The organism is Kribbella sp. NPDC003505 (assembly GCF_040610875.1).
Lineage (GTDB): Bacteria > Actinomycetota > Actinomycetes > Propionibacteriales > Kribbellaceae > Kribbella.
On the sequence record NZ_JBEXNA010000002.1, the window covers coordinates 192,249 to 215,959 of the forward strand.

General features: G+C 70.0%; 21 protein-coding genes. 11 read left to right on the forward strand and 10 right to left on the reverse strand.

The features are described 5' to 3' along the window. Positions 1-235: 235 nt before the first annotated feature. The 4 genes from ABZX12_RS05345 to ABZX12_RS05360 form a co-directional block, all read right to left on the reverse strand. On the reverse strand, positions 236-1,942 hold the full coding sequence (locus ABZX12_RS05345) for an alpha/beta hydrolase (RefSeq protein ID WP_355690044.1): 1,707 nt from the start codon (positions 1,940-1,942) through the stop codon (positions 236-238). A gap of 269 nt (positions 1,943-2,211) precedes the next feature. Beyond that, on the reverse strand, positions 2,212-2,769 hold the full coding sequence (locus ABZX12_RS05350; RefSeq protein ID WP_355690046.1) for a winged helix-turn-helix domain-containing protein: 558 nt from the start codon (positions 2,767-2,769) through the stop codon (positions 2,212-2,214). Between the two features lie 6 nt (positions 2,770-2,775). Then, entirely contained in the window at positions 2,776-3,378 is a 603-nt protein-coding gene (locus ABZX12_RS05355; RefSeq protein WP_355690047.1) for a GNAT family N-acetyltransferase, read from the reverse strand. An 18-nt stretch (positions 3,379-3,396) separates the two neighbouring features. Further along, positions 3,397-4,584, reverse strand: a complete 1,188-nt coding sequence (locus ABZX12_RS05360) for a DUF418 domain-containing protein (RefSeq protein WP_355690048.1) — start codon at positions 4,582-4,584, stop codon at positions 3,397-3,399. A 165-nt stretch (positions 4,585-4,749) separates the two neighbouring features. Here ABZX12_RS05360 and paaA point away from each other — a divergent pair, with 165 nt between their 5' ends. From paaA to paaE, 5 genes are read left to right on the forward strand one after another with little or no spacing between them, the layout of a single operon-like run. Beyond that, entirely contained in the window at positions 4,750-5,679 is a 930-nt protein-coding gene (paaA, locus tag ABZX12_RS05365; RefSeq protein ID WP_355690050.1) for a 1,2-phenylacetyl-CoA epoxidase subunit PaaA, read from the forward strand. Continuing rightward, on the forward strand, positions 5,676-5,957 hold the full coding sequence (paaB, locus tag ABZX12_RS05370; protein WP_355690052.1) for a 1,2-phenylacetyl-CoA epoxidase subunit PaaB: 282 nt from the start codon (positions 5,676-5,678) through the stop codon (positions 5,955-5,957). The genes paaA and paaB overlap by 4 nt, the downstream gene beginning before the upstream one ends. Next, complete coding sequence (gene paaC / locus ABZX12_RS05375; protein ID WP_355690053.1) at positions 5,954-6,688, forward strand: 1,2-phenylacetyl-CoA epoxidase subunit PaaC; 735 nt, start codon at positions 5,954-5,956, stop codon at positions 6,686-6,688. Before paaB ends, paaC begins: the two co-directional genes overlap by 4 nt. After that, positions 6,682-7,161 (forward strand): 1,2-phenylacetyl-CoA epoxidase subunit PaaD, encoded by a 480-nt coding sequence (gene paaD, locus ABZX12_RS05380; protein ID WP_355690055.1) that lies wholly within the window; start codon positions 6,682-6,684, stop codon positions 7,159-7,161. The genes paaC and paaD overlap by 7 nt, the downstream gene beginning before the upstream one ends. Further along, a complete protein-coding gene (gene paaE / locus ABZX12_RS05385) occupies positions 7,162-8,247 on the forward strand; it encodes a 1,2-phenylacetyl-CoA epoxidase subunit PaaE (RefSeq protein ID WP_355690056.1) in 1,086 nt (361 codons plus the stop codon). It begins immediately after the preceding gene. A 73-nt stretch (positions 8,248-8,320) separates the two neighbouring features. Here paaE and argG read toward each other — a convergent pair whose 3' ends face one another. After that, entirely contained in the window at positions 8,321-9,754 is a 1,434-nt protein-coding gene (gene argG / locus ABZX12_RS05390; protein WP_355690058.1) for an argininosuccinate synthase, read from the reverse strand. A gap of 158 nt (positions 9,755-9,912) precedes the next feature. Between argG and ABZX12_RS05395 the strand changes: the two genes are divergently transcribed. Further along, on the forward strand, positions 9,913-10,746 hold the full coding sequence (locus ABZX12_RS05395) for a metal-dependent hydrolase (protein ID WP_355690059.1): 834 nt from the start codon (positions 9,913-9,915) through the stop codon (positions 10,744-10,746). Between the two features lie 2 nt (positions 10,747-10,748). On the opposite strand, the gene ABZX12_RS05400 is transcribed toward ABZX12_RS05395, so the two are convergent. Further along, entirely contained in the window at positions 10,749-11,291 is a 543-nt protein-coding gene (locus ABZX12_RS05400) for a hypothetical protein (protein WP_355690061.1), read from the reverse strand. 719 nt (positions 11,292-12,010) lie between these two features. Between ABZX12_RS05400 and dapA the strand changes: the two genes are divergently transcribed. From dapA to ABZX12_RS05415, 3 genes are read left to right on the forward strand one after another with little or no spacing between them, the layout of a single operon-like run. Then, positions 12,011-12,937 carry a 4-hydroxy-tetrahydrodipicolinate synthase gene (gene dapA, locus ABZX12_RS05405; RefSeq protein ID WP_355690063.1) on the forward strand — a complete coding sequence of 309 codons (927 nt, stop codon included), beginning with the start codon at positions 12,011-12,013 and terminating at the stop codon, positions 12,935-12,937. After that, the gene (locus ABZX12_RS05410) at positions 12,934-14,628 is read left to right on the forward strand and encodes a ribonuclease J (protein ID WP_355690065.1); all 1,695 of its coding nucleotides are present in this window, start codon (positions 12,934-12,936) and stop codon (positions 14,626-14,628) included. The genes dapA and ABZX12_RS05410 overlap by 4 nt, the downstream gene beginning before the upstream one ends. Positions 14,629-14,674: 46 nt before the next feature. Next, positions 14,675-15,706 (forward strand): LacI family DNA-binding transcriptional regulator, encoded by a 1,032-nt coding sequence (locus ABZX12_RS05415; protein ID WP_355690067.1) that lies wholly within the window; start codon positions 14,675-14,677, stop codon positions 15,704-15,706. On the opposite strand, the gene ABZX12_RS05420 is transcribed toward ABZX12_RS05415, so the two are convergent. Continuing rightward, the gene (locus ABZX12_RS05420) at positions 15,666-16,511 is read right to left on the reverse strand and encodes a hypothetical protein (protein WP_355690069.1); all 846 of its coding nucleotides are present in this window, start codon (positions 16,509-16,511) and stop codon (positions 15,666-15,668) included. The two genes, ABZX12_RS05415 and ABZX12_RS05420, sit on opposite strands and share 41 nt — an antisense overlap. A gap of 127 nt (positions 16,512-16,638) precedes the next feature. On the opposite strand from ABZX12_RS05420, the gene ABZX12_RS05425 reads away from it, so the two are divergent. Next, positions 16,639-18,159 (forward strand): alkaline phosphatase D family protein, encoded by a 1,521-nt coding sequence (locus ABZX12_RS05425; RefSeq protein WP_355690071.1) that lies wholly within the window; start codon positions 16,639-16,641, stop codon positions 18,157-18,159. A 71-nt stretch (positions 18,160-18,230) separates the two neighbouring features. Here the strand turns inward: ABZX12_RS05425 and ABZX12_RS05430 are convergent, their stop codons facing one another. Genes ABZX12_RS05430 through ABZX12_RS05440 form a run of 3 tightly spaced genes read right to left on the reverse strand, consistent with a single transcriptional unit; the run spans position 18,231 to position 21,603 of the window. Then, entirely contained in the window at positions 18,231-18,872 is a 642-nt protein-coding gene (locus ABZX12_RS05430; RefSeq protein WP_355690073.1) for a maleylpyruvate isomerase family mycothiol-dependent enzyme, read from the reverse strand. After that, a complete protein-coding gene (locus tag ABZX12_RS05435; protein ID WP_355690074.1) occupies positions 18,869-19,681 on the reverse strand; it encodes a disulfide bond formation protein DsbA in 813 nt (270 codons plus the stop codon). The genes ABZX12_RS05430 and ABZX12_RS05435 overlap by 4 nt, the downstream gene beginning before the upstream one ends. Positions 19,682-19,701: 20 nt before the next feature. Beyond that, the gene (locus ABZX12_RS05440) at positions 19,702-21,603 is read right to left on the reverse strand and encodes a LuxR C-terminal-related transcriptional regulator (RefSeq protein WP_355690075.1); all 1,902 of its coding nucleotides are present in this window, start codon (positions 21,601-21,603) and stop codon (positions 19,702-19,704) included. A 48-nt stretch (positions 21,604-21,651) separates the two neighbouring features. Between ABZX12_RS05440 and ABZX12_RS05445 the strand changes: the two genes are divergently transcribed. After that, positions 21,652-23,703, forward strand: a complete 2,052-nt coding sequence (locus ABZX12_RS05445; RefSeq protein ID WP_355690076.1) for a prolyl oligopeptidase family serine peptidase — start codon at positions 21,652-21,654, stop codon at positions 23,701-23,703. Positions 23,704-23,711 lie beyond the last annotated feature (8 nt).

A 23,711-nucleotide genomic window follows, 5' to 3' on the forward strand; every position in this document is an offset into this window, starting at 1 on the left:
CACAGCCGGCCGAAGCCACGTCGGCGATGGTCACCGTCGTCGAGCCCTCCCAGTCGACGCCCGGTTCCTCCGCGCTGACTCAATGTTGTCGTTATCACGCTGTGTCGCACAGGGACGGAACCCTGACATCGCCCTGACAAATTTGTCCTGACAACGAAAGCCTCTGCCGGAATTCGCCGACGGTGACCGGGAACTGCCGGTCCGTAGGTGAATTCCGGCGGCTGTCAAACGCTCGTTACGGCAGATATCCGGAAATCGCCTTGGTGAATCCCGCGATCTTCCGCAGCGGGGCGCCGCTGCCGTCGTCGAAACCGGGTTCCTCGGTCTCGGGGGCGGGAATCCCTTCACCGGCACAGGAAACGTCCTCGGCCGGTGCGACACCGGTGGTGAGGAACGTGTTGACGATCCGGTCCGCACAGCGGTTCACGCCGCCGTACACGCCGTGGTCGCCCTCGCCCGTGACGGTCAGCAGCCGCGAGCCGGCGTACCGGCTGTGCGCCGAGGCGGCCAGGCTGTAACTGGTCGCCGGGTCGTGCACGGACTGCACCATCAGCGTCGTGGGCAGGCCTTTCCCGGTGGGCGTCGGCATCGTCAGGTTCGGCCGGTCCCAGTAGAAGCAGGGGTTCTGGGTCATCGTCCAGCCGACCAGCGGGAAGTGCGGGCCGAGCCGGGCGGCGAGTTGTTCGCCGTACTCGCGGCCTTGCGGCCAGACCGTGTCGTTGCAGGTGATCGCGGTGAAGGTGGCGTCCTCGGCGTCGTCCTCACCGAGCATCCGCAGGCCGACGGCTTCCCGGCCGGCGCGTTTCACGAGTTGCTGCTGGCGGGCCGGCGAGAGCGCGTCGACGCGGTGTTGCGCGGCCCGCGGACCGCCTTTCGCCTGGGCCGCGGAAAGGTCGGTGAGGAACAACAGGTCGGCCGCGAGGGAATGGAAGTCGAGTTTCGAGTACATGTCCCCGGACACCATCTGGTCGAGGACGTTCTCGTCATAGGTGACGTTCACCGCGCCGTCCAGGAACTCCTCGGTCGCGGGCCGTTCCTTCAGCGTCCGCCGCAACCGTTCGTAGAGCCGGATGACCGCGCCCGGTGAGGAGCCGAGGTGCAGTTGGTCGTCGTACTTGGCGGCCCAGGACGCGAAGTCCTCGCGGAAGCGGCGCTCGAACGCCTGCGGCTGGCTGACGAACGTGTCGAGCCACGTCTTGGTGAAGTCGGTGTTCGAGTCCAGCACGAAGCGGCCGACGTGCTCGGGGAAGTACGTCTGGTAGTACGCGCCGAGCCAGGTGCCGCCGGAGTACCCGAGGTAGTCGATCTTGTCGTAGCCGAGCAGCTGCCGGATCAGGTCCATGTCCTGCACGGTCTGCGCGGTCGTGATGTACGGGAGCAAGCCGCGGGATTGGCGGTCGCAGTACGTCTGCGCCATCGCCGACGCCTCGGCGATCACGTCGCGGTTCGCGGGGTCGCGGTCGCGGGCGTCCATCGTGTAGCCGGGCGTCCCGTCGCAGCTGACGTTCGAGCTGCCGCCGGTGCCGCGCGGATCGAAGCCGACGGCGAGGTGGTCCTTGGCGAGCGGCGCCTGGCTCGCGAGGTACGGCGCCATTCCCAGGCCCGCGCCACCCGGCCCGCCGGGGTTGCCGAACACCACTCGGCTCGGCTTGCCCTTGGCAGGCGCGACCTTGCTGACCGCGATCTGCAGGTCGTTGCCGGAGTACTGGTCGGCCCAGTCGCGCGGGACGGTGATCTTCGCGCAGAAGGTCCGCATCTCGGGTTCGCCGCACAGGTACCAGTGCGGTTTCTGGTCGAGGTACTTGTTCGCGACCGGATGCGGTCTGTCGACGACGGTCTCCGTTTGCCCCGATTGCATGGAGGCGGTCGCTCCCGACCCCGGCACGACGAGAACAGCGGCAACGGACAGCCCTAGGCCGAGGGCCAGGGGAAGGTACTTCATTCGGACTCCAGCGGATGGCCATGCGTGATCGGTCCGTGACAATCTGTCATGCGCGCTGACAGCCGTCGAGCACCACCCCCGGCTCGTCGCCGATCGGCGGCCTGCTAGGTCCTGTCTGGTGATCCATCGCCTACTGCGGGGCACTCGGCACGGCACCTCGCCGCACGGGTGCAAAGGCCACGATGCTCCGCATCGAGACCTTCGCCCCCGCACGCCGATGCACCGCACCGAGCACCTCCTCGCTACGGCGCTGGATCACCAGACAGGACCTAGGCGCCGGACGACGGCAGGAAGTACGCGAGCATCCGGATCCGCCGGCTGCCCTCGGGCTGCTCGGTGCGGTTCAGGTACGGCTTGAGCATCGTCTCCAGGTCTTCCTGGATGGTCCGCAGCTCGTCCGCGGTGACCGTCATCCCGGCGTTGAACAGGCCTGCCGCCCGCGCCCAGTCGAGCTCGAGCTTCGGCTCGGTCTGCTCGACCCAGTCCCGCGGCACCTGCTCGTAGTTCAGCAGCATCGCGTTGCTCAGCTCGCGCGCGGCCAGCTGGACCTCCTCGGGCCCGGACTCCGGCACCTCGAAGAACACGCCGCGCCCGACCGCCCGCCACCCGTCGCCGTCCGCGACGAGCAGGCCCACCTCGGCGAGGCCCTCGACATGTCCCTGGACTTCGGCCGATACGACCCCGACCTGCTCGGCCAGCTCCGCGACGGTCGCCGTACCGCGGGTCAGCCGGTCCATCAGCGCGAGGCGTACGGGGTGCGCGAGAGCGCGCAGGGCAGCCGCCTCGGTGAGGACCATGTCGCCGACGTCGTTGACTTCGACCTGCATGGGCGGCTACTCCGTTCCGGGGTCGGTGTGGAGGCGGATCTGCTTGATCCGGACCGACTCGTCGCCGTAGAGGTCGAGTTCGCGGTGGGCGCCGTCCGGGGCCCAGCCGGCTTCGGTGTAGAACGCCCGGAGCACGTCGTCGGTGGAGTTGACCCAGACGGTGACCCGCCGGAAGCCGTCGGCGCGGATCGTGTCGACGACGGCGTTGAGCAGCCGGGAACCGTGGCCGGCGCGGGTGGCCTCCGGGGCGACGGCGAGCTCGGCGATCAGTGCGTCGTGCTGCGGGTCGGCGTCCGGGTCGTCGGACGGCGTGATGGCCGCGAAGCCGACCAGCGTGCGGCCGGCCAGCGCGACCATCACCCGGTTGCGCGCCTCGCCCGGAGCGACCAGCGCGGCCCGCCACTGGGCCGCGAACTGCGCCGGGTCGAGCTCGGCGAGGACATCGGCCGGCAGCAGCCCGGCGTACGACGTACGCCAGGCCGCTACCTGGATCTCGCCGATCGCGTTGGCCTCCGCGGGCAGCGCCAGCCGCACGCTGGTCTCGGCCACGGGTGTCCCGGCGGACAGATCCGAGAGCTTGGCGGGTTCCGGTACGCCGAAATCACTCATGCCCGCAATCCTCGCAAGTCAGTACACGAGCCGCCGCAGCAGGGTCTCGGCCGGGCCGCGGTACGAACGCCGGCTCATCGCGTACGCGCCGGCCACCGAGACGATCCAGACGCCGATCGCGACCAGCGCCGCGGTGTACGCCGTACTTCCGAAGAGGTCCAGGTCCAGCGTGAAGGGTGCCAGCAGAACCATCCACGACCCCGACTGGAACAGGTAGCCGGACAGCGACCGCTGGCCGAGCGCGGAGATCGCCCGGACCGGAAGCGACTGCCTGCGGAGCCGCATGACGAGCAGACCGAACAGCGCGACGTACCCCGGACCGCCGAACATGCCGGACACGTGGGACAGCAGGCTGAGCGCGTCCACCGCGTTCTCGTCGACGTGCAGCCGGCCGGCGCCGACCAGCGCGAGCGGCAACCCGCCGACGAGCGTCAGGCCGAGGCAGCAGACAGCGACGCGCGTCAGCAGGGTCTTGTGTGCGGCCGGGTTCTCCAGCAGCTGCTTGCGAGCGGCCCAGATACCGAGCCAGACGATCACGATGAAGGGCAGCACGCTGGCCATGTGCAGCGGGTACTCGTGCAGCCGGTCGACCAAGCTGCCCAGGTACGACGACGCGTCCAGCGACGGGTTCGGCGCGTTGGTCAGCGCGTGGGCGGGACCTGAACTGTTGAGGACCGCGAGCACAGCCGTGGCTCCGACGACAAGGACCTCGACCGCCATCAGCGCCCAGATGCCGAGGGCGATCCGGTGGAACTTGTCGCCGCGGTTGAGCAGGAGCAGCGTGCTGGCGATGCCGACGACGCCGTAGGCGCCGAGGAAGTCGCCGAAGTACAGCAGCGACGCGTGCGCGAGGCCGAAGGCGATCAGCCAGGCGTTGCGCTTCAGCAAGATCCGCCGTACCGCCCCGGCGCCGGCCCCCGAGGACCGCTGCCGGCGGGCGAGCTGTACCAGGCCGTAGCCGAACATCACCGCGAACACCGGGTACGCCCGGGCGTCGACGAAGGTGAGTTTGAGGAAGTTCAGCACGCGTTCGAAGCCGTGCGGCGCGCTCTCCACGCCGGGCTGGCCGGCGAACGCGAAGTTGGCGCTGTTGGCGAGGCCGATCAGCAGCAGCATCGCGCCGCGGATCAGGTCCGGCGCGAGGGCACGCTCGCGGCCGGTGACGGGCCCGCGGTGGTCTACGACCGGGGTGAGTGTGGTGGTCACGGGGTCCTCCGGGAAACTGTTTAGCCCTTGAACGGATAACTGAATCCTCGCCGTCCGTGACCGCTCTTCCCCAGTGCGTCAGCCCCCCATCCCGGAGTAGGTCCAGCACCACCTTTGTGACACCTGTTGTTGATTCCGAGAAAAAGTGTCACATATGCTGAGGGTATGGACGACAGCTTCCAGGCGACCATCGACGCCGACGGCCGGATCGAGCCGCGGGACGCGATGCCGGACGGGTACCGCAAGACCCTGATCCGGCAGATCGCGCAGCACGCGCACTCCGAGATCATCGGCATGCAGCCGGAGGGCAACTGGATCAGTCGCGCGCCGTCGCTGCGCCGCAAGGCCATCCTGATGGCGAAGGTGCAGGACGAGGCCGGCCACGGTCTGTACCTGTACGCCGCCGCGGAGACGCTCGGCGTCGACCGCGCGGACCTGCTCGACCTGCTGCACAGCGGCAAGCAGAAGTACTCCAGTATCTTCAACTACCCGACGCTCACCTGGGCCGACATCGGCGCGATCGGCTGGCTGGTGGACGGCGCCGCGATCGTCAACCAGGTGCCGCTGTGCCGCTGCTCCTACGGTCCGTATGCGCGGGCGATGGTGCGGGTCTGCAAGGAGGAGTCGTTCCACCAGCGGCAGGGCTTCGAGATCCTGCACACGCTGTCCCAGGGCACCGAGGCGCAGAAGGCGATGGCGCAGGACGCCCTGGACCGCTGGTGGTGGCCGTCGCTGATGATGTTCGGTCCGCCGGACGCCGCGTCGACGCACTCGGAGCAGTCGATGGCGTGGGGGATCAAGCGGCACAGCAACGACGAGCTGCGGCAGCGGTTCGTCGACATGACCGTCCCGCAGGCCGACGTACTCGGGCTGCGGGTGCCCGACGACGGCCTGGCGTACGACGAGGCATCGGGTCACTACCGCTTCACCGAGCCGGACTACGCGGAGCTGTACGAAGTTGTCAAGGGCAACGGTCCGTGCAACCGGCAGCGGCTGGCCAAGCGGGTCAAGGCGCACGAGGACGGCGCGTGGGTGCGCGAGGCCGCGGCGGCGTACGCCGCGAAGCAGGCTGCTCGTCAGGAGGCCGCGGCATGAGCGTCGAGCCCTTGTGGGAGGTTTTCGTGCGGTCGCGCCGCGGGCTGTCGCACACGCATGTCGGTAGCTTGCACGCCCCCGACGCGACGATGGCGTTGCGGAACGCGCGGGACGTGTACACGCGCCGCCAGGAAGGCGTCTCGATCTGGGTGGTGCGGGCGTCCGACATCACCGCGTCCAGCCCGGACGAGAAGGACGAGTTCTTCGACCCGGCCGGCGACAAGGTGTACCGGCACCCGACGTTCTACGAGGTCCCGGAAGGTGTCGAGCACCTGTGAGCGACCTGTTCGTCTATACGCTCCGCCTCGGCGACGACGCGCTGATCGCGGCGCAGCGTACCGCCGAGTGGATCGCGGCCGCGCCGCAGCTCGAGGAGGACGTTGCGCTCGGCAACATCGGGCTGGACCAGCTGGGGCAGGCGCGGTCGCTGCTCCAGTACGCCGGTTCGCTCGACGGCCGCACCGAGGACGAGCTGGCGTACTTCCGCGACGAGCGCGAGTTCCGCAACCTGCAGCTGTGCGAGCTGCCGAACGGCGACTTCGCGCACGCGATGGCGCGGCTGCTGTACTTCGCGACGTACCAGCAGCTCCTGTACGACGAGCTGCGGTGCTGCGCCGACGAGACGCTCGCCGGTGTCGCGGGGAAGGCGGTCAAGGAGGTCGCGTACCACGTCGACCACGCGACGCAATGGGTGCTGCGCCTCGGCGACGGGACCGACGAGAGCCACCGCCGCATGCAGGCAGCCCTCGAGGCGCTGTGGCCGTACACCGCCGAAATGTTCGAGTCGGACGCGCTGGTGCAGCGGCTGGATGTAGCCGTCGATCCCTTGACTCTGCAGGACGCCTGGACGGATCGGGTCCTGGCTGTCATCGACCAGTCGACGTGTGAGCGACCGTCGTCGTCCTATCAGCACACCGGCGGTCGCGCCGGTCGCCATACCGAACACATGGGCTACCTCCTCGCCGAACTCCAGCACGTCGCGAGATCCCACCCAGGTGCGACATGGTGACCGACGAGGCGATTCTCGCAGCGGTCGGCGAGGTCACCGACCCGGAAGTGCCGGTCCTCACGATCGACGACCTCGGCGTCCTGCGCGGTATCCGGCACGAGGGCGACGAGGTCGTGGTGACCATCACCCCCACGTACTCCGGCTGCCCGGCGATGGACCTGATCCGCCACGAGGTCGAGCTCACGCTCCGCTCGCTGAACGTCGACGGCCGCGTCGAGACCGTGTTGTCGCCGGCCTGGACCACCGACTGGATGACCGAGACCGGCAAGGCCAAACTCACCGAGTACGGCATCGCCCCGCCGACCGGTCGTCGAGCTGTCGGCGGACCGGTGGCGCTCGCGCTGACCGTGCGCTGCCCGCTGTGCGGCTCGCCGGACACCACGGAGCTGAGCCGTTTCGGCTCCACCTCCTGCAAGTCCCTGTGGCGGTGCAACAGCTGCAAGGAACCCTTCGACCACTTCAAGGCGATCTAGATGACGACCGTCGCCCCCCGCCGCCGCGCGACCTTCCATCCGCTCAGGGTGGCCGCCATCGAGGCGATCACCGACGACTCGGTGGCGATCACCTTCGCCGTGCCGCCCGAGCTCGCCGACGAGTACGAGTTCGCGGCCGGTCAGCACCTGACGATCCGCCGGACCGGGGAAGAGGTACGCCGCAGCTACTCGATCTGCTCGCCCGCGGGATCGGGCGTGCTGCGGATCGGCGTGAAGCGGATCCCCGGCGGCGAGTTCTCGGCGTACGCCGCCAACGACCTGAAGGTCGGCGACGAACTCGAGGTGATGACCCCGCTCGGCCGGTTCGGTACGACGTTCGACGCCGCGAACGCCAAGCACTACGCGTTCGTCGCCGCCGGCAGCGGCATCACGCCCGTGCTGTCACTGGTCGCAACCGTCCTCGCGATCGAGCCGTCGAGCCGCGTCACGCTGCTGTACGGCAACCGCACCGCGGGGTCGGTGATGTTCGCCGACGAGCTGGCCGACCTCAAGGACCGGTACGCCGAGCGCTTCCACCTCGTGCACGTGCTGTCGCGCGAGACGACCGAGGTCGAGCTGTTCAGCGGACGGATCGACGCCGATCGGCTGCAGCGGATGTTCGCGACGATCCTCCCGCTGGACTCCGTCGACGAGTGGTTCCTCTGCGGCCCGTACGCGATGGTCGTCGGCGCCCAGGACCTGCTGCTGGCCGAGGGCGTCGCGCGCGAGCACGTCCACGCCGAGCTCTTCCACGTCGGCGACGAGGCGCCCAAGGCTCCCGTCGAGGAATCGACCGCCGACGAGGACGCGGCCCAGGTCACCGTGATCCTGGACGGTCGCCGGTCGACGTTCGCGCTGGGGGAGCACTCCAAGGCGGTGCTGGACGCGACGCTCGCCGTACGGTCCGACGCCCCGTTCGCGTGCAAGGGCGGCGTCTGCGGCACCTGCCGCGCCAAGGTCCTCGACGGCAACGTCCGGATGGACACCAACTGGGCCCTGGAACCCGACGAGATCCGCGCCGGCTACGTCCTCACCTGCCAGTCCCACCCGACCACCCCCCAGGTAACCCTCGACTTCGACGCCTGACCCGTCCTGCCCAGTCGCGGGCCGCGGTCGCATCTCGCTGGATGCCGTTAACCGCGGCCCGCGACTGAAGATCTCAGTCGGTGCCCGACTCCATCGCGGCCCGGTCGAGGAGTTCGTCCTCCTCGGTGGCCTCGCCGCGGGACGCGATCGCCTCGGCGCCGCCGCGGGGGAGTTCACCGATCAGTTCGGTGGAGGAGGCGAGCGCGGGGTTGGCGGAGCCGAACATGCCGAGGCCGGCGTACTGCTCCAGCTTCGAGCGCGAGTCCGCGATGTCCAGGTTCCGCATGGTCAGCTGGCCGATCCGGTCGACCGGGCCGAACGCCGAGTCCTCGATCCGCTCCATCGACAGCTTGTCCGGGTGGTAGCTGAGCGCGGGGCCGGTGGTGTCGAGGATCGAGTAGTCCTCGCCCCGCCGCAGCCGCAGCGTGACTTCGCCGGTGACCGCCGTGCCGACCCAGCGCTGCAGCGACTCCCGGATCATCAGTGACTGCGGGTCGAGCCAGCGGCCCTCGTACATCAGCCGGCCGAGCTTGCGGCCCTCGGTGTGGTAGCTGGCCAGCGTGTCCTCGTTGTGGATCGCGTTCACCAGCCGCTCGTACGCCGCGTGCAGCAGCGCCATCCCGGGCGCCTCGTAGATGCCCCGGCTCTTCGCCTCGATGACCCGGTTCTCGATCTGGTCCGACATGCCGAGCCCGTGCCGGCCGCCGATCGCGTTCGCCTCCAGCACCAGGTCGACCGCGGAACCGAACTCCTTGCCGTTGATCGTCACCGGCCGGCCCTGCACGAACCCGATCGTGACGTCCTCGGCGGGGATCTCGACCGTGGGGTCCCAGTGCGCGACACCCATGATCGGGTCGACCGTCTCCACCCCGGTGTCGAGGTGCTCGAGGGTCTTCGCCTCGTGGGTGGCGCCCCAGATGTTCGCGTCGGTGGAGTAGGCCTTCTCGGTGCTGTCCCGGTAGGGCAGGCCGTGCGCGACCAGCCACTCCGACATCTCCTTGCGGCCGCCCAGCTCGTGCACGAACTGCGCGTCCAGCCACGGCTTGTAGATCCGCAGCTGCGGGTTCGCGAGCAGGCCGTAGCGGTAGAACCGCTCGATGTCGTTGCCCTTGAACGTCGAGCCGTCGCCCCAGATCTGGACGTCGTCGTCGAGCATCGCCTTGACCAGCAGGGTGCCGGTCACCGCCCGCCCGATCGGGGTGGTGTTGAAGTAGGTCCGCCCGCCCGACCGGATGTGGAACGCGCCGCAGGCCAGCGCCGCGAGGCCTTCCTCGACGAGCGCCGCGCGGCAGTCCACCAGCTGGGTGATCTCCGCGCCGTACGCCGTCGCACGGCCGGGCACGGACGCGATGTCGGGCTCGTCGTACTGCCCGAGATCAGCGGTGTACGTGCACGGGATCGCACCCTTGTCCCGCATCCACGCAACCGCAACCGACGTGTCGAGACCACCCGAGAAGGCAATCCCGACCCGCTCACCGACCGGCAAAGAAGTAAGCACCTTGGACACAGGAAAAGTATGCATCACTCTGCATGATTATGCAAAGCCGGTCCCGTCCTTGAGCCCCCACCAACCGGATTTCGCCGCCGGATCTGGTTGGTGGGTGCTCAAACACGCGCGAGGTGGGTCTGCGTGGCTGATGAGGGTAGTGGGGCTGGTGGGGGAGGATGGATGTCGAGCTGAGGGGTGTGAGGCGCGGGATGATGGGGCGGTCGCATGCGTTGTCGGGGTGGTGTGCCGGGCTGGCGGTGGCGCCGCTGGTCGGGCTGACCACGGTGGCCGAGGTGGTGCCGTTCGCTGCGGCCACGGCCGGGTACGCCCTGGTGCCGGACCTCGACCACCCGGGCGCGAGCGCCTCGCGTCTGCTCGGTCCGCTGACCCGGCTCGTCTCAGCCGCGGTGCGGGCGTTCTCGGGCGTCCTGTACGCCGTGACCAAGGGGCCGCGCGACGAGGACGGCACCGGCAAGCACCGCCACGCGACGCACACCCTGGTGGCCGCGGTCCTGCTCGGCATGCTCGCGGCCAGTCTCGGCGACCGCGGCAAGTGGGCCGTTCTGGCGGTCGCCGTGACCGGTCTGGTGCTGGCCGCCGACGCCCTCGGCGACTGGATCGTCTTCGCGGTGCTCGCCGCGGCCGGCTGGACCGTCGTCGGCGCCGAAGCCCTGCCCGGCACCGCGGCGGCCGATGCCCTGCAAACGGGTCTGACGCAGATCGGCGGATGGATCGGCGCCGCGGTCGCGCTCGGCATGTTCGTGCACTGCCTCGGCGACAGCCTCACCCGCTCCGGCTGTCCGTGGTTGTGGCCGCTCCCGATCCGCGGCGAGACCTGGTACGAACTCCGCCTCCCGAAGCCGCTGCGGTTCCGGACCGGTCACTGGTTCGAGCACGCGGTGATCGTGCCGGTCCTGACCGTCGGCGCCGTCCTGCTGCTGCCGGGCGGACTGCAGGCGGTCGAGCAGCTCTTCGACGCGACGAGCGTCTGGCTCGCCGGCCGCTCCTGATCTCAGTCCTGAGCTCGATCCTGAGCCCGATCCTGAGCCCGATCCTGCAGCCGGCCGGTCAGGTACGACGGGACGCCGCCGGACTCGAGCGCCGCGGCGAACCGGCGCTGGTTGCGCTCGCCCGGCCACACCTCCCAGTAGAACAGCGGCAGCGCCAGGGCGGCTCCGATCAGGACGACCCAGAAGCTGTCGGCGACGAACGACAGCGCGACGGAGACCAGGAACACGGCCTCGCAGACCGCGAACCGGGTGAACGTCGACGCGGTGAACCGGCGCCACGAGTCCGCCTCGATCTCGGCCGACGACCGGGCCGAGTGCGCGAGCGGGGGAGTACGGAAGCCGACCAGCTCACAGATCGAGTACGCGCCGACGGCGGCGGCCAACACCACCAGCACCGGCCAGCCGGTCGGGAACTCGCCGATCCCGTCGGTCGCGAGCACGAACCACAGCACGAGCGTCATCAGCGGGATCGCCCCGGCCATCGTCGCGCAGACGGTCGTCAGGCTCTGGCGGGCGGCAGGTGTGGCAGCAGAAGGTGTCGACACGCGGACGAGCGTACGGGCACCGCAGCCCACAACGCGCGCCCCCGCGCCCGCTGCCGCCTGCGTTTGGTGGGTGGGCGTCCGAGATGCGGGGTTTGCGACCGAGATCCCGGCCGCAAACCCAAAGGGTCAGACGTCCACCCACCAAATCGGGCTCCTGTGTCGTTTCCGTCGGTACTGCGGACGCGGTGCACGGGCCGGTTGTGGTGTCCTGGGACCGGATGTGGTGAGCGGGGACCTGGTATTGCAGGTCTCCGGCCGTCGTTTCCGGGCTCCGCTCACCAGGGGGTCTCAACCCGCCCGCGGCAGGCGACGCCGCCTCGCCGTCCGCACCGTCCGCGTCCGGGGTTCTCCATTCGATGTGGGGGCTCTTCGTTGGTGTGCAGACGGAGAACCCCCAGTACGGGCGGATAACCTCTCGCGTTCCCTCCGGCGATTGCGACCACCCTGCGGCGAGGCGGGGCGGGACGTCGGAGCCTCCAGTCGGCCACGTGGCGGCCCACCCGATGCGACGGTGCGCCTCGAGAATCTCCACGTACTGCGGTATTTGTATCACGCAGAGTAGTCACAGAAGTTTTTCCGGACTTTTTTGCCAGAAGCTGTAACGCCTACCGGGCGGCGCCCGATAGGACGAGTGAGCCTGGTGGCTGCCCGGACCCCCGAGCGGACAGCCACCAGGCCTACCCATTTCTTCAGGGGTCGGGAGCGGTAATCTGAGGCCCATGTCCTCGCCAGAATCCACGCCCTCGTCGGCCCCGTCCGCGGCACTGCCGTTCGGCCGGCTGACGACCGCGATGATCACGCCGTTCCGCCCGGACGGGTCCCTCGATCTCGACGCCGCCCAGAGGGTCGCCAGGCACCTCGTGGACGGCGGCAACGACGCCCTGGTGCTGAACGGCACCACCGGCGAGGCGCCGACCACCTCCGACGAGGAGAAGGTCCGGATCATCCAGGCGGTCCGCGAGGCCGTCGGCGACGGCATCAAGCTCGTGGCCGGCGTCGGGACCAACGACACCGCGCACACGATCGCGTGTGCGCAGCAGGCCGAGGCCGCCGGAGCCGACGGCCTGCTCGTCGTCACGCCCTACTACAACAAGCCTCCGCAGGACGGGCTGCGCGCGCACTTCACCGCGGTCGCCGACGCCACCGGCCTGCCGAACATGCTGTACGACATCCCCGGCCGGTCCGGGGTCGAGATCAGGACCGAGACCCTGATCGCGCTCGCCGAGCACCCGCGGATCGTCGCGGTGAAGGACGCCAAGGGCGACCTCGCGGGGACCACCAAGGTGCTGGCGAACACCGATCTGTTCTACTACTGCGGTGCCGACGAGCTGAACCTCGCCACGATGGCGGTCGGCGCGGTCGGCATCGCGAGTGTCGTGGCGCACGTGGCAAGCCGGGAGTACCGGCAGCTGATCGACGCCGTGGTCGCCGGCGATCTCGCGACCGCACAACAGATCGAGCGACGGCTGGTGCCCGCCGTCGAGGCGATCATGACCAGGACCCAGGGCGCCATCATGGTGAAGGCCGCGCTCAAGCTGGCGGGCGTCATCGAGCACGCGACCCTCCGGTTGCCGTTGGTTGAGGCGACCGCCGAGCAAGTGGACTGGCTCACCACCGACCTCAAGACGGCAGGACTGATTGCATGAGCCATCCCCATCCAGATCTCGCCGCGCCCGGACCTCTCGCTCCGGGCGCTTTGCGGGTCATCCCGCTCGGCGGCCTCGGCGAGGTCGGCCGGAACATGACGGTGTTCGAGTACGACGGCAAGCTGCTGATCGTGGACTGCGGCGTACTCTTCCCGGACGAGAACCAGCCCGGCGTGGACCTGATCCTGCCGGACTTCGAGCCGATCCGGGACCGCCTCGACGACGTCGTCGCGGTGGTCCTGACGCACGGCCACGAGGACCACATCGGCGGGTTGCCCTACCTGCTGCGTGAGCGGGGCGACATCCCGGTGGTGGGGTCGCAGCTCACGCTCGCGCTGCTCGAGGGCAAGCTGAAGGAGCACCGGCACCGCAACGTGCCGCAGCAGACCGTGGTCGAGGGCGAGAAGCTGCAGATCGGGCCGTTCGTCTGCGAGTTCGTCGCGGTCAACCACTCGATCCCGGACGCGCTCGCCGTCGCGATCAAGACGCCGGCCGGCACCGTGCTGCACACCGGCGACTTCAAGATGGACCAGTTGCCGCTGGACAACCGGATCACCGACCTGCGGGCGTTCGCCCGGCTCGGTGAGGAGGGCGTCGACCTGTTCATGGTCGACTCCACCAACTCCGAGGTGCCCGGGTTCACCACCCACGAGCGCGACATCGCGCCGGTGCTGGACCGGGTCTTCACCAAGGCGAAGAACCAGCGCATCATCGTGGCCTGCTTCGCCTCCCACGTGCACCGCGTCCAGCAGGTCATGGACGCCGCCGTGAAGCACCACCGCAAGGTCGCGTACGTCGGCCGCTCGATGGTCCGCAACATGGGCGTGGCCCGCGACCTCGGGTTCCTGACCGTGCCCGGCGACACGCTGATCGACATGCGCGACCTGGACAACTACCCGCCGGAGCAGGTGGTGCTGGTGTCGACCGGTTCGCAGGGCGAGCCGATGTCGGCGCTGTCCCGGATCGCCGCCAACGACCACAACGTCGTGCACCTGCAGCCGGGCGACACCGTCGTCCTCGCGTCGTCGCTGATCCCGGGCAACGAGAACTCGGTGTACCGGGTGATCAACGGCCTGATCCGGCACGGTGCGAACGTGATCCACAAGGGCAACGCGCTGGTGCACGTGTCCGGGCACGCGAGCGCGGGCGAGCTGCTGTACTGCTACAACATCGTGAAGCCGCGCAACGTGATGCCGGTGCACGGCGAGGTCCGGCACCTGCACGCGAACGCGGATCTCGCGGTGCAGACCGGCGTACCGCGGGAGAACGTGGTCGTCGTCGAGGACGGCGTGGTGGTCGACCTGATCGACCGCAAGGCCGTGGTGGCCGGCAAGGTCGACTGCGGGTACGTGTTCGTGGACGGCTCGACCGTCGGCGACATCACCGAGACCTCGCTCAAGGACCGCCGGATCCTCGGCGACGAGGGCTTCATCTCGGTGATCGCGGTGATGGACTCGGTGACCGGCAAGCTGACCGCCGGGCCGGAGATCCAGGCTCGCGGGTTCGCCGAGGACGACACCGTGTTCGACGACCTGAAGCCGAAGATCGAGGCCGAGATCGAGAAGGCGATCGGCAGCGGCGTCGACGACATGTACCAGCTGCAGCAGGTGATCCGCCGGGTGGTCGGCAAATGGGTCAGCGACACCCACCGCCGGCGCCCGATGATCATTCCGGTCGTGGTCGAAAGCTGATCACCCGGTGTAACCTGCTCCGCGAGCAGAGGAAGGTGGGCCGGCGATGAGTGTCAGCGGGGTGAACGGGACGGGCCAGCGCCGGCCCACGATGAAGGAGGTCGCCGCCCGGGCCGGGGTCGCGCTGAAGACCGTGTCCCGGGTGGTGAACGAGGAGCCGAACGTCAGCCCGGAGCTGACCGCCAAGGTCCAGGCGGCGATCAAGGAGCTGAACTACACGCCGAACGAGTCGGCCCGGATGCTGCGCCGCGGCAAGACCGGCACGATCGCCGTGGTGATCCGCGACATCGGCGACCCGTTCTTCGCCTCGCTCGGCCGCGCGGTCGAGCTGTGGGCGCGCTCGTCGGGCTCGGTCGTGATGATCGGCCTGACCGACGAGGACCCTCAGCGGGAGCGCGAGGTCTGTCTGGAGTTCGTCGCCCGGCGCCCGGATGCGCTGATCATGGCGCCGATCGGGGAGACCCAGGAGTACCTCGCTCCGCACGTCGACGCCGGGATGGCGGTCGTCACGATCGACCGTCCCGCGCACGGCATCGAGGCGGACGCCGTGCTCGCCGACAACGCGGGCGGTATCGACCAGGCGATCGACCACCTGGTCCGGCAGGGCCACCGGCGGATCGCGTACCTGGGCGATGACGAGCGGATCTTCACCGCCCGGGAGCGGGTGGTGGCCTACCGGGCGGCAATGGCCCGGCACGGGATCGGTGTCGACGAGGACCTCGTCCACCTGTCCGAGCCGACCACCGAGGGGATCGGCATCACGCTCTCGGCCGTTCTCGACCGCCCCGACCCGGCCACCGCTCTGCTGTCGGCCAACAACATGACGACCGCGGAGGTACTGCGGGGCCTGGCCGGCCGTCGGGACAAGGTGGCGTTGGTGTCCTTCGACGACCTGCAGCTCGGCGACCTGCTGAGCCCCGGGCTGACCGCGGTCGCGCAGTCCGCCGACGTGATGGCGCGGACGGCGATCCAGCTGATGACCGAGCGTCTCCCGGAACCGCACCGCCCCGGGCGGACGGTCCGCGTCCCGGTCAAGCTCACGATCCGTGGCTCGGGGGAGATCCCGCCTCCGCGCTGACCACCTGCCCGGGCTCGCCGAACCGAGCCAGGACCAGCGCGGCCGTGACGGCGAGGACGAATCCGCCGGCGGCGACGACGGCGTAACCGGGCCGCGCGCGATCGCCCAGCAGCAGGAGTCCGACGAGGGCGGGAAAGACTGTCTCCCCGACAACCAGCATGGCGGTGGCCGTCGTAACGCCGCCGCGCTGCAGAGCGGCCGCGTAGCAGAGCATCGCCAGTGCACCAGCTGCGACAGCGATGTAGGCGGCAGGCTCCGTGACCAGGTTCGCCGGTCTCAGGCTCGGAATGATCCGTGCCGCGATGGCCACGATGCCGAAGCCGAGACCGGCGATCAGGCCCAGCAGCGCACCGTGCAGCCGGCCAGGGACCAGCCGCGTCGACAGCCACACCAGGGCGAGCACTGCCACGGCAGCGCCGAGAGCGGGCCGGAAGCCGTGGCCGACGGCCGGGTTGCCCTCGCTGCCCGCCGAGATCCCCAGCAGGCCGAGTCCGAGGCACACGCCCCCGACTGCGATCCACTCTCGCCGGCCGAGTCGAACCCCGAGTGACCGTGCGGCGACGGCAGTGACGGCGAGGCTGGCGGCCAACGCCGACTGGACCACGAACAGCGGCAGCACCTGCAGCGCAGCGACCTGCAGGGCAAATCCGACAGCATCAAGGCTCATGCCGAGGATGAAGCGCGGCTCGAGAACCACCTTGTGCGCGCCAGCGTCTCCTGAGCGACCGGCTGCCGATGCCTGCAGGACGGACGCCAGGCCGTACGCGGCAGCTGCGGCGCACGCAGCTGCCAGACCCCACCACATGGCGGCCACCTTAGTTCAGGATCACCCTCGGCACCGGCCGGGCGCGATGCTCGACCCGTCAGGTGATTTGCCGCCGAGTTGGCCAGGCTGTCACCTGGCGGTCACTCGTGGAGCGCACCTTCGGGACATGAAACTGAGTCGCCGCCAGCTCTTGGCCGCATCTTCCGTCGCCGGTGCGTCGTTGGCCCTGCCGGGCGTCGCGTCCGCGGCACCGAATCTCGTCCGCCGTGACCGCGCCGCGCTGCCCTCGGGCGTCGCGAGTGCCGACGTGACGCCGAACTCGGCCGTCGTGTGGTCGCGCGCCGACCGCCCGGGCCGCCTGGTCGTCCAGCTGACCAGCCACGGCCGCTTCGACAAGGCGATCTGCCTGCGCGGCCCGAAGACGGACGCCGCCGACGACTTCACCGCGCGGCTGCCGCTGCGCGGCCTGCGCCCCGGCCAGCGCTACGACTACCGGATCGGCTTCGAGGACGAGAACGGCCGGATCGGGCAGACGCTCGACGGCTCGTTCGGTACGCCGGGCCGCAACCGGCCGGTGTCGTTCGTGTTCACCGGCGACACCGCGGGGCAGGGGTACGGCATCAACCCGGACCTCGGCGGGATGATCGCGTACCGGGCGATGCACGACACCCGGCCGGACTTCTTCCTGCACTCCGGCGACAACATCTACGCCGACGGCCCGATCCAGGCCGAGCTGAAAGTTGCCGACGGCACCGTCTGGCGGAACGTGGTGACCGAGGAGGTCTCGAAGGTCGCCGAGACGCTCGCCGAGTACCGCGGCCGGTACAAGTACAACCTGCTCGACGGCAACGTGCGCTCGCTGTACGCCGACGTACCGCTGATCGCGCAGTGGGACGACCACGAGACGCTGAACAACTGGTACCCGGGGGAGATCCTCACCGACGGCCGCTACACCGAGCGGCGCGTCGACGTGCTCGCGGCGCGGGCGAAGAAGGCGTTCCTCGAGTACCTGCCGATGGAGCACGCCGCGGGCCGGGACCGGATCTACCGCAAGGTGAGCTACGGTCCGCTGCTCGACGTGTTCTGCCTGGACATGCGCACGTACCGCGGCGCGAACCCGGTGCCGTCGACCGCCGGGCCGGTGGCGATGCTCGGTGCCGAGCAGGCCGCCTGGCTGGTGCGTGAGGTGGCGGCGTCGCGGGCGACCTGGAAGGTGATCGCCAGCGACATGCCGCTCGGCCTGCTGGTGCCGGACGGCGACCTGATCGAGGCGGTCGGGAACGGCCTGCCCGGCGCGCCCGGTGGTCGCGAGCACGAGATCGCCTGGGTGCTGAGCCAGTTCAAGAAGCGCAAGGTCCGCAACGCGATCTGGCTCACCGCCGACGTGCACTACTGCGCGGCGCACCACTACGACCCGGCCCGGGCGGCGTTCACCGACTTCGACCCGTTCTGGGAGATCGTGGCCGGCCCGATCAACGCCGGCACCTTCGGGCCGAACGCACTGGACAGTACGTTCGGGCCGCAGGTCGTCTTCTCCAAGGCGGCCGACTTCGCGAACCAGTCGCCGGCCGGCGGCAACCAGTTCTTCGGGCACACGTCCATCGACCCGCGGACCGGCGTGTTCACGGTCTCGCTGCGGAACCTGTTCGGCACGGTCCTGTGGACCAAGGACATCACCCCGGCCTGAGAAGGCCAGTCGTACCCACCGGCTCCGGCGCTTGAGCGGGATGCCGCCCACCGGGGCCGGCGGGTACGACGTCACACGCCGTGCAGCACCTCCGCGCCCGGACCGTCGAGCTGCGGCAGGACGACGCGGCGCCCGGTGAGCAGCAGGAGCAACGACAGCATCGGGCCGCGCAACTCCGGCCCGTCGCCGACGCTCCAGTCGATGTCGTCGGCAACCAGACGGAGCCCGTCGTACGGCAGCGGCTTGAAGACCCTCGACATCCGGCTGCCGCGGCATTCCCAGACGCGCGCGGCCGCCGTCGCAGCGACGTGAGGCGGGACCGGGAGCGACCGGCCGATCGGGATCGCGATGTCTTGCCCGTGGACGACGATGTCGATGAGGGTCTCCCGCGGGGTGACGCCGAAGTTGTGCCTGCGGGAGCCGATCATGCCGCGGATCTCGCCGATGATCTGCTCGGTCGGCAGCGCTGCCCGGTCGCGCCCGGAGGCCTGGATGATCCAGTTCATGCTGTGAATGCCGGGATGCTTGAGTGCGAGGCGGAGGGCTGCGCCGAGCGTCATCTGCTGCAGGGTCAAGTGGCCGGCGACGTCGCGGACGGTCCAGCCCTCACACAGCGAGCGGTGCGCCCAGTCGTCGGCGGCCAGTGTCGCGAGCAGGTCGGCCGTCCGGGCTCTTTGCGTGTCGATCGCGGCCCAGAGTTCGTCGTCGTTCATGACGGCGCCTTTCCGTCGGTGGGCCGGTAGCGCACGTCCGGCGGGCTGGTGCGGGTGCGCTTGAGTTCGAAGAAGTCGCGGCAGCCCGTGAGCAGGCGAATGCCGTCGAACAGGCGTACGGCGTCGTCGCCGCGGGGGACCGCGTTGAGGACAGGGCCGAAGAACGCGGCCCCGTCGAGATGCAGGACGGGTGTGCCGCCGTCGATGCCGACGGGCACGGTGCCTTCGTCGTGGCTGCGGCGCAGCGCCGTGTCGTACGTCGCGGAATCGGCCGCGTCGGCGAGCGTGCCCGGCAGCCCGGCGACGACGAGCGCCTCGGTCGAGGCGGCTCGGTACTCGGCGGTCGACGGATAACGCCAGTGGTCGAAGATCCGCTCGCCGAACGCGGTGTGCCAGGCCCGGAACGCTTCCGGCCCATGGTGCGTGACCACCGCGGTCGCGACCCTGGACGGACCGGTCATCTCGCCGAGCTTCGCGCGGTAGGTCTCGTCGACGGCGCGGTGCTCGTTGAGCATCAGCAGGCTCATCACGTGGTACCGGAGATCGAGGGTACGGCGCTGGGCGACTTCGCGGAGCCAGCACGCCACGACCCACGTGTACGGGCAGACGGGATCGACGTACAGGTCGACCCGCGGCGTGGTGCCGTGGACTTCGGCGGCACGAGCTGCTTCGGTGCGCTCGAGGAACCCGGCGGCGGGTGTGACGCCGGTGCGGTCGGCGTAGTAGCGCTTCGTGACCTGGTCCCACAGGTCGCGGTCGGCGCCGGTCTGATCGTTGTGCATGGTCCGAGCGTCCGCCACCTGGGTCATCGTCACATCGTCCGAATTGCTCAGTCGGTACTCAGACCGGTGCTCGCCCAGGCCGCGACCTGGGCGCGGTTCGCGAAGCCGAGCTTGTCGAGGATGTGCTGGACGTGGTTCTGCGCGGTGCGTTCGGAGATCACCAGCCGGGCGGCGATCTCGCGGTTGCTGAGGCCGTTCGCGACGAGTCGTGCCACCTCGCGCTCGCGGGGGCTCAACGGGTCCGGTGTGACCGCCAAGCTTCGGAGGCGTTCGGCCCAGGGCGTCATGCCGAGTGCCTGCGCCAGTTCGAGCGCGTCCCGGGCCACGGCGCGGGCCCGGGACTCGTCGCCGAACCGTTGATGGGTCTCTGCCAGAACGCAGGCCGATTCGACCGCGAAGCCCGGCGCCCCGATGCTGCGGCAGCGCGCTTCGGCCGTTCGGAGGTCCGCGACCGCCGCGTCCGGTTCGTCGAGGGCTGCGGCGCAGACACCGAGGACGAGCTCGACCGGTCCGAGGAAGTTGGTCGCGCCCGCGCCGCCCACGACGTACCAGCCGCGGCGGGTCTCCAGGCGGTCCCGGAAGCGCCGTACGTCGTCGGTCGCGCCGATCGCGGCCGCGACCCGCGCGCCGATGGTGTTCAGCAGCAGCTCGCCCGCGCGCCAGTCCGGCCACGACTCGGGTCGGCCACACCGCTGGTACAGGGCTGCTGCCTCGTCGGTCCGGCCGGCGTCGACGAGTACGAACGCGCGGTTCAGCCGGGCGGCGAGATCCCAGCGGGCGTCGGTTCCGAACTGCCAGACGGCGCTGCCCAGCAGGTCGGGGGAGTGGCCGCGATGATGGCCGAGCACCAGCCGGAACGCGACGTCGGCGCCGTGCGCCGCCGGATGACCGATGCCGCGGAAGACGGTGAGCGCTTCGTCGAGCAGCGCCTCGGCGTCGTCGAACTCGGCGCGGGCGGCGGCCAGAGACGCACGAGTGGTCAGGACGTGCCATTGACCCTGCGGGCCGCCCGCACGCCCCGCACAGCTTGCGATCCGGCCGGTCTCGCCGCCGATCGCGGCCAGATCCCCGGCGTACCAGAGCGTGTCGACGCGCCAGAGTCGCCCGCGCAGCTCCACTTCGGCGCGACCGGTCGACGTACCGAGCTCGATCATCCGGTCCGCGGCGGCGGCCAGTTCGGCCACGTCGTCCGGCCCGCTCGTCGCGAGCTGGCGCGCTGTCAGCGCTTCCACGAGTAGGGACGGATCTTGCAGCGCCTCGGCCTGGGCCAGCGCTTCACTGCTGGCTTGGAGCGCCTCACTCGACCGCGCGAGGTAGACAGCCGCCTGCGACTGCCGGGCCAGCAACCGGACTCTCGTGCTCGGCGAGTTGTGTACTGCGGCGAGTGCCTCGGTGCACCACTGGTCGATGTCGCCGTCCCACTCCGACTGGCCGATCGGCTCGAGCGTGACGGCTGCCTCGGCGAGCAGCTCGGCCGTTTTCGCGCTCCTCGCGACCGCGACGGCGCTGCGCGTGGCAGCGTGGGCCGTCGCGAGGTCACCGGCGCGGACGGAGGCCGTTGCGAGGCGGAGGTGGAGCGCTGCCCGGTCGAGCGCGTCAGGCGTGGCCGCGACGGCTCCGGCCCAGTGCCGTGCGATCTCGGCCGGGTCGGCGCCTGCGTCGGCTTCGAGTGCCTCGGCCGTACGGCGGTGCAGGTCGGCGCGTCGACTCAGGACCAGCCGCGCTTCGGTGTCCCGGCGGACCGACTCGTCGGCGAACCACGACTCGCCCGTGTCCGCTGCCACGACGATCGCGCCGCCACGGATCAGTACGTCGACCGCGGCCGCGAACTCGTCGCTGGTGAGACCGGCGACCCGCTGCAGGACGTCCAGCCGGATCCGCGGGCCGGCCACGGCGGCGGCGACCCGCACCTGGTCCGCGTGGTCGTCGACCGGTCGCGTGGTGGTCACGCTCGCAGTGTGACGGCAGGCCGGTGAGTCCGCCAGTAGGTTGTGTCCATGACCGTCTATCCCGAGAGCCGCCGCGACGATGTGGTCGAGACGTTGCACGGGCACCAGATCGCCGACCCTTACCGCTGGCTGGAAGACCCTGACTCGAGCGACACCCAGGACTGGGTCGACCGGCAGAACGCATTCACCCAGGCCGAGCTGGCCGACTACCCCGAGCGTGGCTGGTTCCAGGCCACGATGGCCGCGATCCTCGCGCGGCCGCGGGCCGGTGTGCCCGCGAAGAAGGCGGGCTGGTACTTCGTCGGCCGCAACGACGGCACCCAGGCCCAGGACGTGATCTTCGTCGCCGACTCGCTCGACGAGCTGCTGTCCGCGGGGCGGGTGCTGATCGACCCGAACACGCTGTCCGAGGACGGAACGGACTCGCTGGGCTCGTTCACCGTGAGCCCCGACGGCAAGTACTTCGCGTACGGCGTCAACGAGAGCGGCAGCGACTGGACGACGTTCCGGCTGCTCGACATCGCCAGCGGTTCGCCGGTCGACGACCAGGTGTCGGAGGCCAAATTCTGCGAGGCGACGTGGCTTCCGGACAGCTCGGCGTACCTCTACCTGCACTACCCGGCGAGCGGCCGCAGCGAAGGCACGGACACGACGTCGTTGTCCGGGGGACGGCTGATGCTGCACCGCGTCGGCACGCCGCAGTCCGAGGACGAGCTGGTGCTGAGCTTCCCGGCGAACGACCGGTTCTTCATCAGCCCGGAGATCTCCGACGACGACAGGTACCTCGTCGTCCACATCACCGAGGGGACCGACCCTGCCACCCGGCTGTGGGTCTACCCGATCACCTCGGAGGGCCTGGGCGAGCCGGTGAAGGTGGTCGACGAGTTCGCGGACGAGATCGCCTTCGTGCGGATGTCCGGCGACCAGCTGGTCCTGCGCACCGACCGGGACGCGTCCCGCGGCCGGGTGGTGCTGTCGACGCTGGACGGTTCATTCACCGACCTGATCCCGGAGGGAGAGTCGACGCTGCAGGCAGTCCGCGGTACGGCGGGCGGCCTGGCCACGTTGACACTTGTCGACGCGCAGCCGGTGCTCACGCTCTACGCGTTGGACGGCTCCGGTGAGCGCGTCGTCAACGTACCTGGCGGCGGAGTTGTGGGGCTCAACGCCGGACCGGAGTACGACGAGCTCTTCATCGGTCTGTCGACGACGACCGACCCCACGCTGTCGTACGTCGTCTCGACCGGGTCAGGCGACGTACGCGTGCTGCCGGAGCTGGTTCGTGGCTCCGGGGGCTTCACGCCGCCGCAGGTCACCGTGACACGCCGGACCGGCCCGGTGCCCTACTTCTTGATCACCAGGTCGGACCTGGACTTCTCCGAGCCGCGCCCGACGCTCATGTGGGGGTACGGCGGGTTCCGTATCCCGATCCAGGCCGACTACCGGCCCGGCTGGCCGGCATGGCTTGCTGCCGGTGGCGTGCTGGTCATCACCAACCTGCGTGGCGGCGGCGAGTACGGAACCGAGTGGCACGACGCAGGGCGGCTGAAGAACAAGCAGAACGTCTTCGACGACTTCATCGCGGTTGCCGAGGACCTGCGGGACACCGGCGTGACCACTCCGGCGCAGCTGGCCGTTCACGGTCGCAGCAACGGCGGACTGCTCGTCGGTGCCGTCATGACACAGCGGCCTGACCTGTTCGCGGCCGCACTGCCGGGCGTGGGTGTCCTGGACATGCTGCGCTTCCACAAGTTCACCGTTGGTGCGGCGTGGGCGTCCGACTACGGCTCGCCGGACGATCCGGAGCAGTTCGAGGACCTGCTGGCGTACTCGCCACTGCATCGCGTCAGCGACGGGACGTCGTACCCGGCCACGCTGGTGGTCACGGGGGACCACGACGACAGGGTCGTTCCGTTGCACAGCCACAAATTCATCGCGGCGCTACAGCATGCCCAGTCCGGTCCGCGGCCAGTCTTGACCCGGGTCGAGGTCAACACCGGCCATGGCTTCGGAAAGCCCGCCGCGATGGTCGCGGCGGAGTGGGCGGACCTACTGGCGTTTGCTGCTCACCATGTAGGTCTCGTACCTCCCGAGCAGTAGGAGGGCTG

Excerpts from the sequence above, each read along its gene's own strand:
- ABZX12_RS05345 (WP_355690044.1), bottom strand. The coding sequence starts at position 1,942 with ATGAAGTACCTTCCCCTGGCCCTCGGCCTAGGGCTGTCCGTTGCCGCT.
- ABZX12_RS05350 (WP_355690046.1), bottom strand. The coding sequence starts at position 2,769 with ATGCAGGTCGAAGTCAACGACGTCGGCGACATGGTCCTCACCGAGGCG.
- ABZX12_RS05355 (WP_355690047.1), bottom strand. The coding sequence starts at position 3,378 with ATGAGTGATTTCGGCGTACCGGAACCCGCCAAGCTCTCGGATCTGTCC.
- paaA (WP_355690050.1), top strand. The coding sequence starts at position 4,750 with ATGGACGACAGCTTCCAGGCGACCATCGACGCCGACGGCCGGATCGAG.
- paaB (WP_355690052.1), top strand. The coding sequence starts at position 5,676 with ATGAGCGTCGAGCCCTTGTGGGAGGTTTTCGTGCGGTCGCGCCGCGGG.
- paaD (WP_355690055.1), top strand. The coding sequence starts at position 6,682 with ATGGTGACCGACGAGGCGATTCTCGCAGCGGTCGGCGAGGTCACCGAC.
- paaE (WP_355690056.1), top strand. The coding sequence starts at position 7,162 with ATGACGACCGTCGCCCCCCGCCGCCGCGCGACCTTCCATCCGCTCAGG.
- ABZX12_RS05395 (WP_355690059.1), top strand. The coding sequence starts at position 9,913 with ATGGATGTCGAGCTGAGGGGTGTGAGGCGCGGGATGATGGGGCGGTCG.
- dapA (WP_355690063.1), top strand. The coding sequence starts at position 12,011 with ATGTCCTCGCCAGAATCCACGCCCTCGTCGGCCCCGTCCGCGGCACTG.
- ABZX12_RS05410 (WP_355690065.1), top strand. The coding sequence starts at position 12,934 with ATGAGCCATCCCCATCCAGATCTCGCCGCGCCCGGACCTCTCGCTCCG.
- ABZX12_RS05415 (WP_355690067.1), top strand. The coding sequence starts at position 14,675 with ATGAGTGTCAGCGGGGTGAACGGGACGGGCCAGCGCCGGCCCACGATG.
- ABZX12_RS05420 (WP_355690069.1), bottom strand. The coding sequence starts at position 16,511 with ATGTGGTGGGGTCTGGCAGCTGCGTGCGCCGCAGCTGCCGCGTACGGC.
- ABZX12_RS05425 (WP_355690071.1), top strand. The coding sequence starts at position 16,639 with ATGAAACTGAGTCGCCGCCAGCTCTTGGCCGCATCTTCCGTCGCCGGT.
- ABZX12_RS05430 (WP_355690073.1), bottom strand. The coding sequence starts at position 18,872 with ATGAACGACGACGAACTCTGGGCCGCGATCGACACGCAAAGAGCCCGG.
- ABZX12_RS05435 (WP_355690074.1), bottom strand. The coding sequence starts at position 19,681 with ATGACCCAGGTGGCGGACGCTCGGACCATGCACAACGATCAGACCGGC.
- ABZX12_RS05445 (WP_355690076.1), top strand. The coding sequence starts at position 21,652 with ATGACCGTCTATCCCGAGAGCCGCCGCGACGATGTGGTCGAGACGTTG.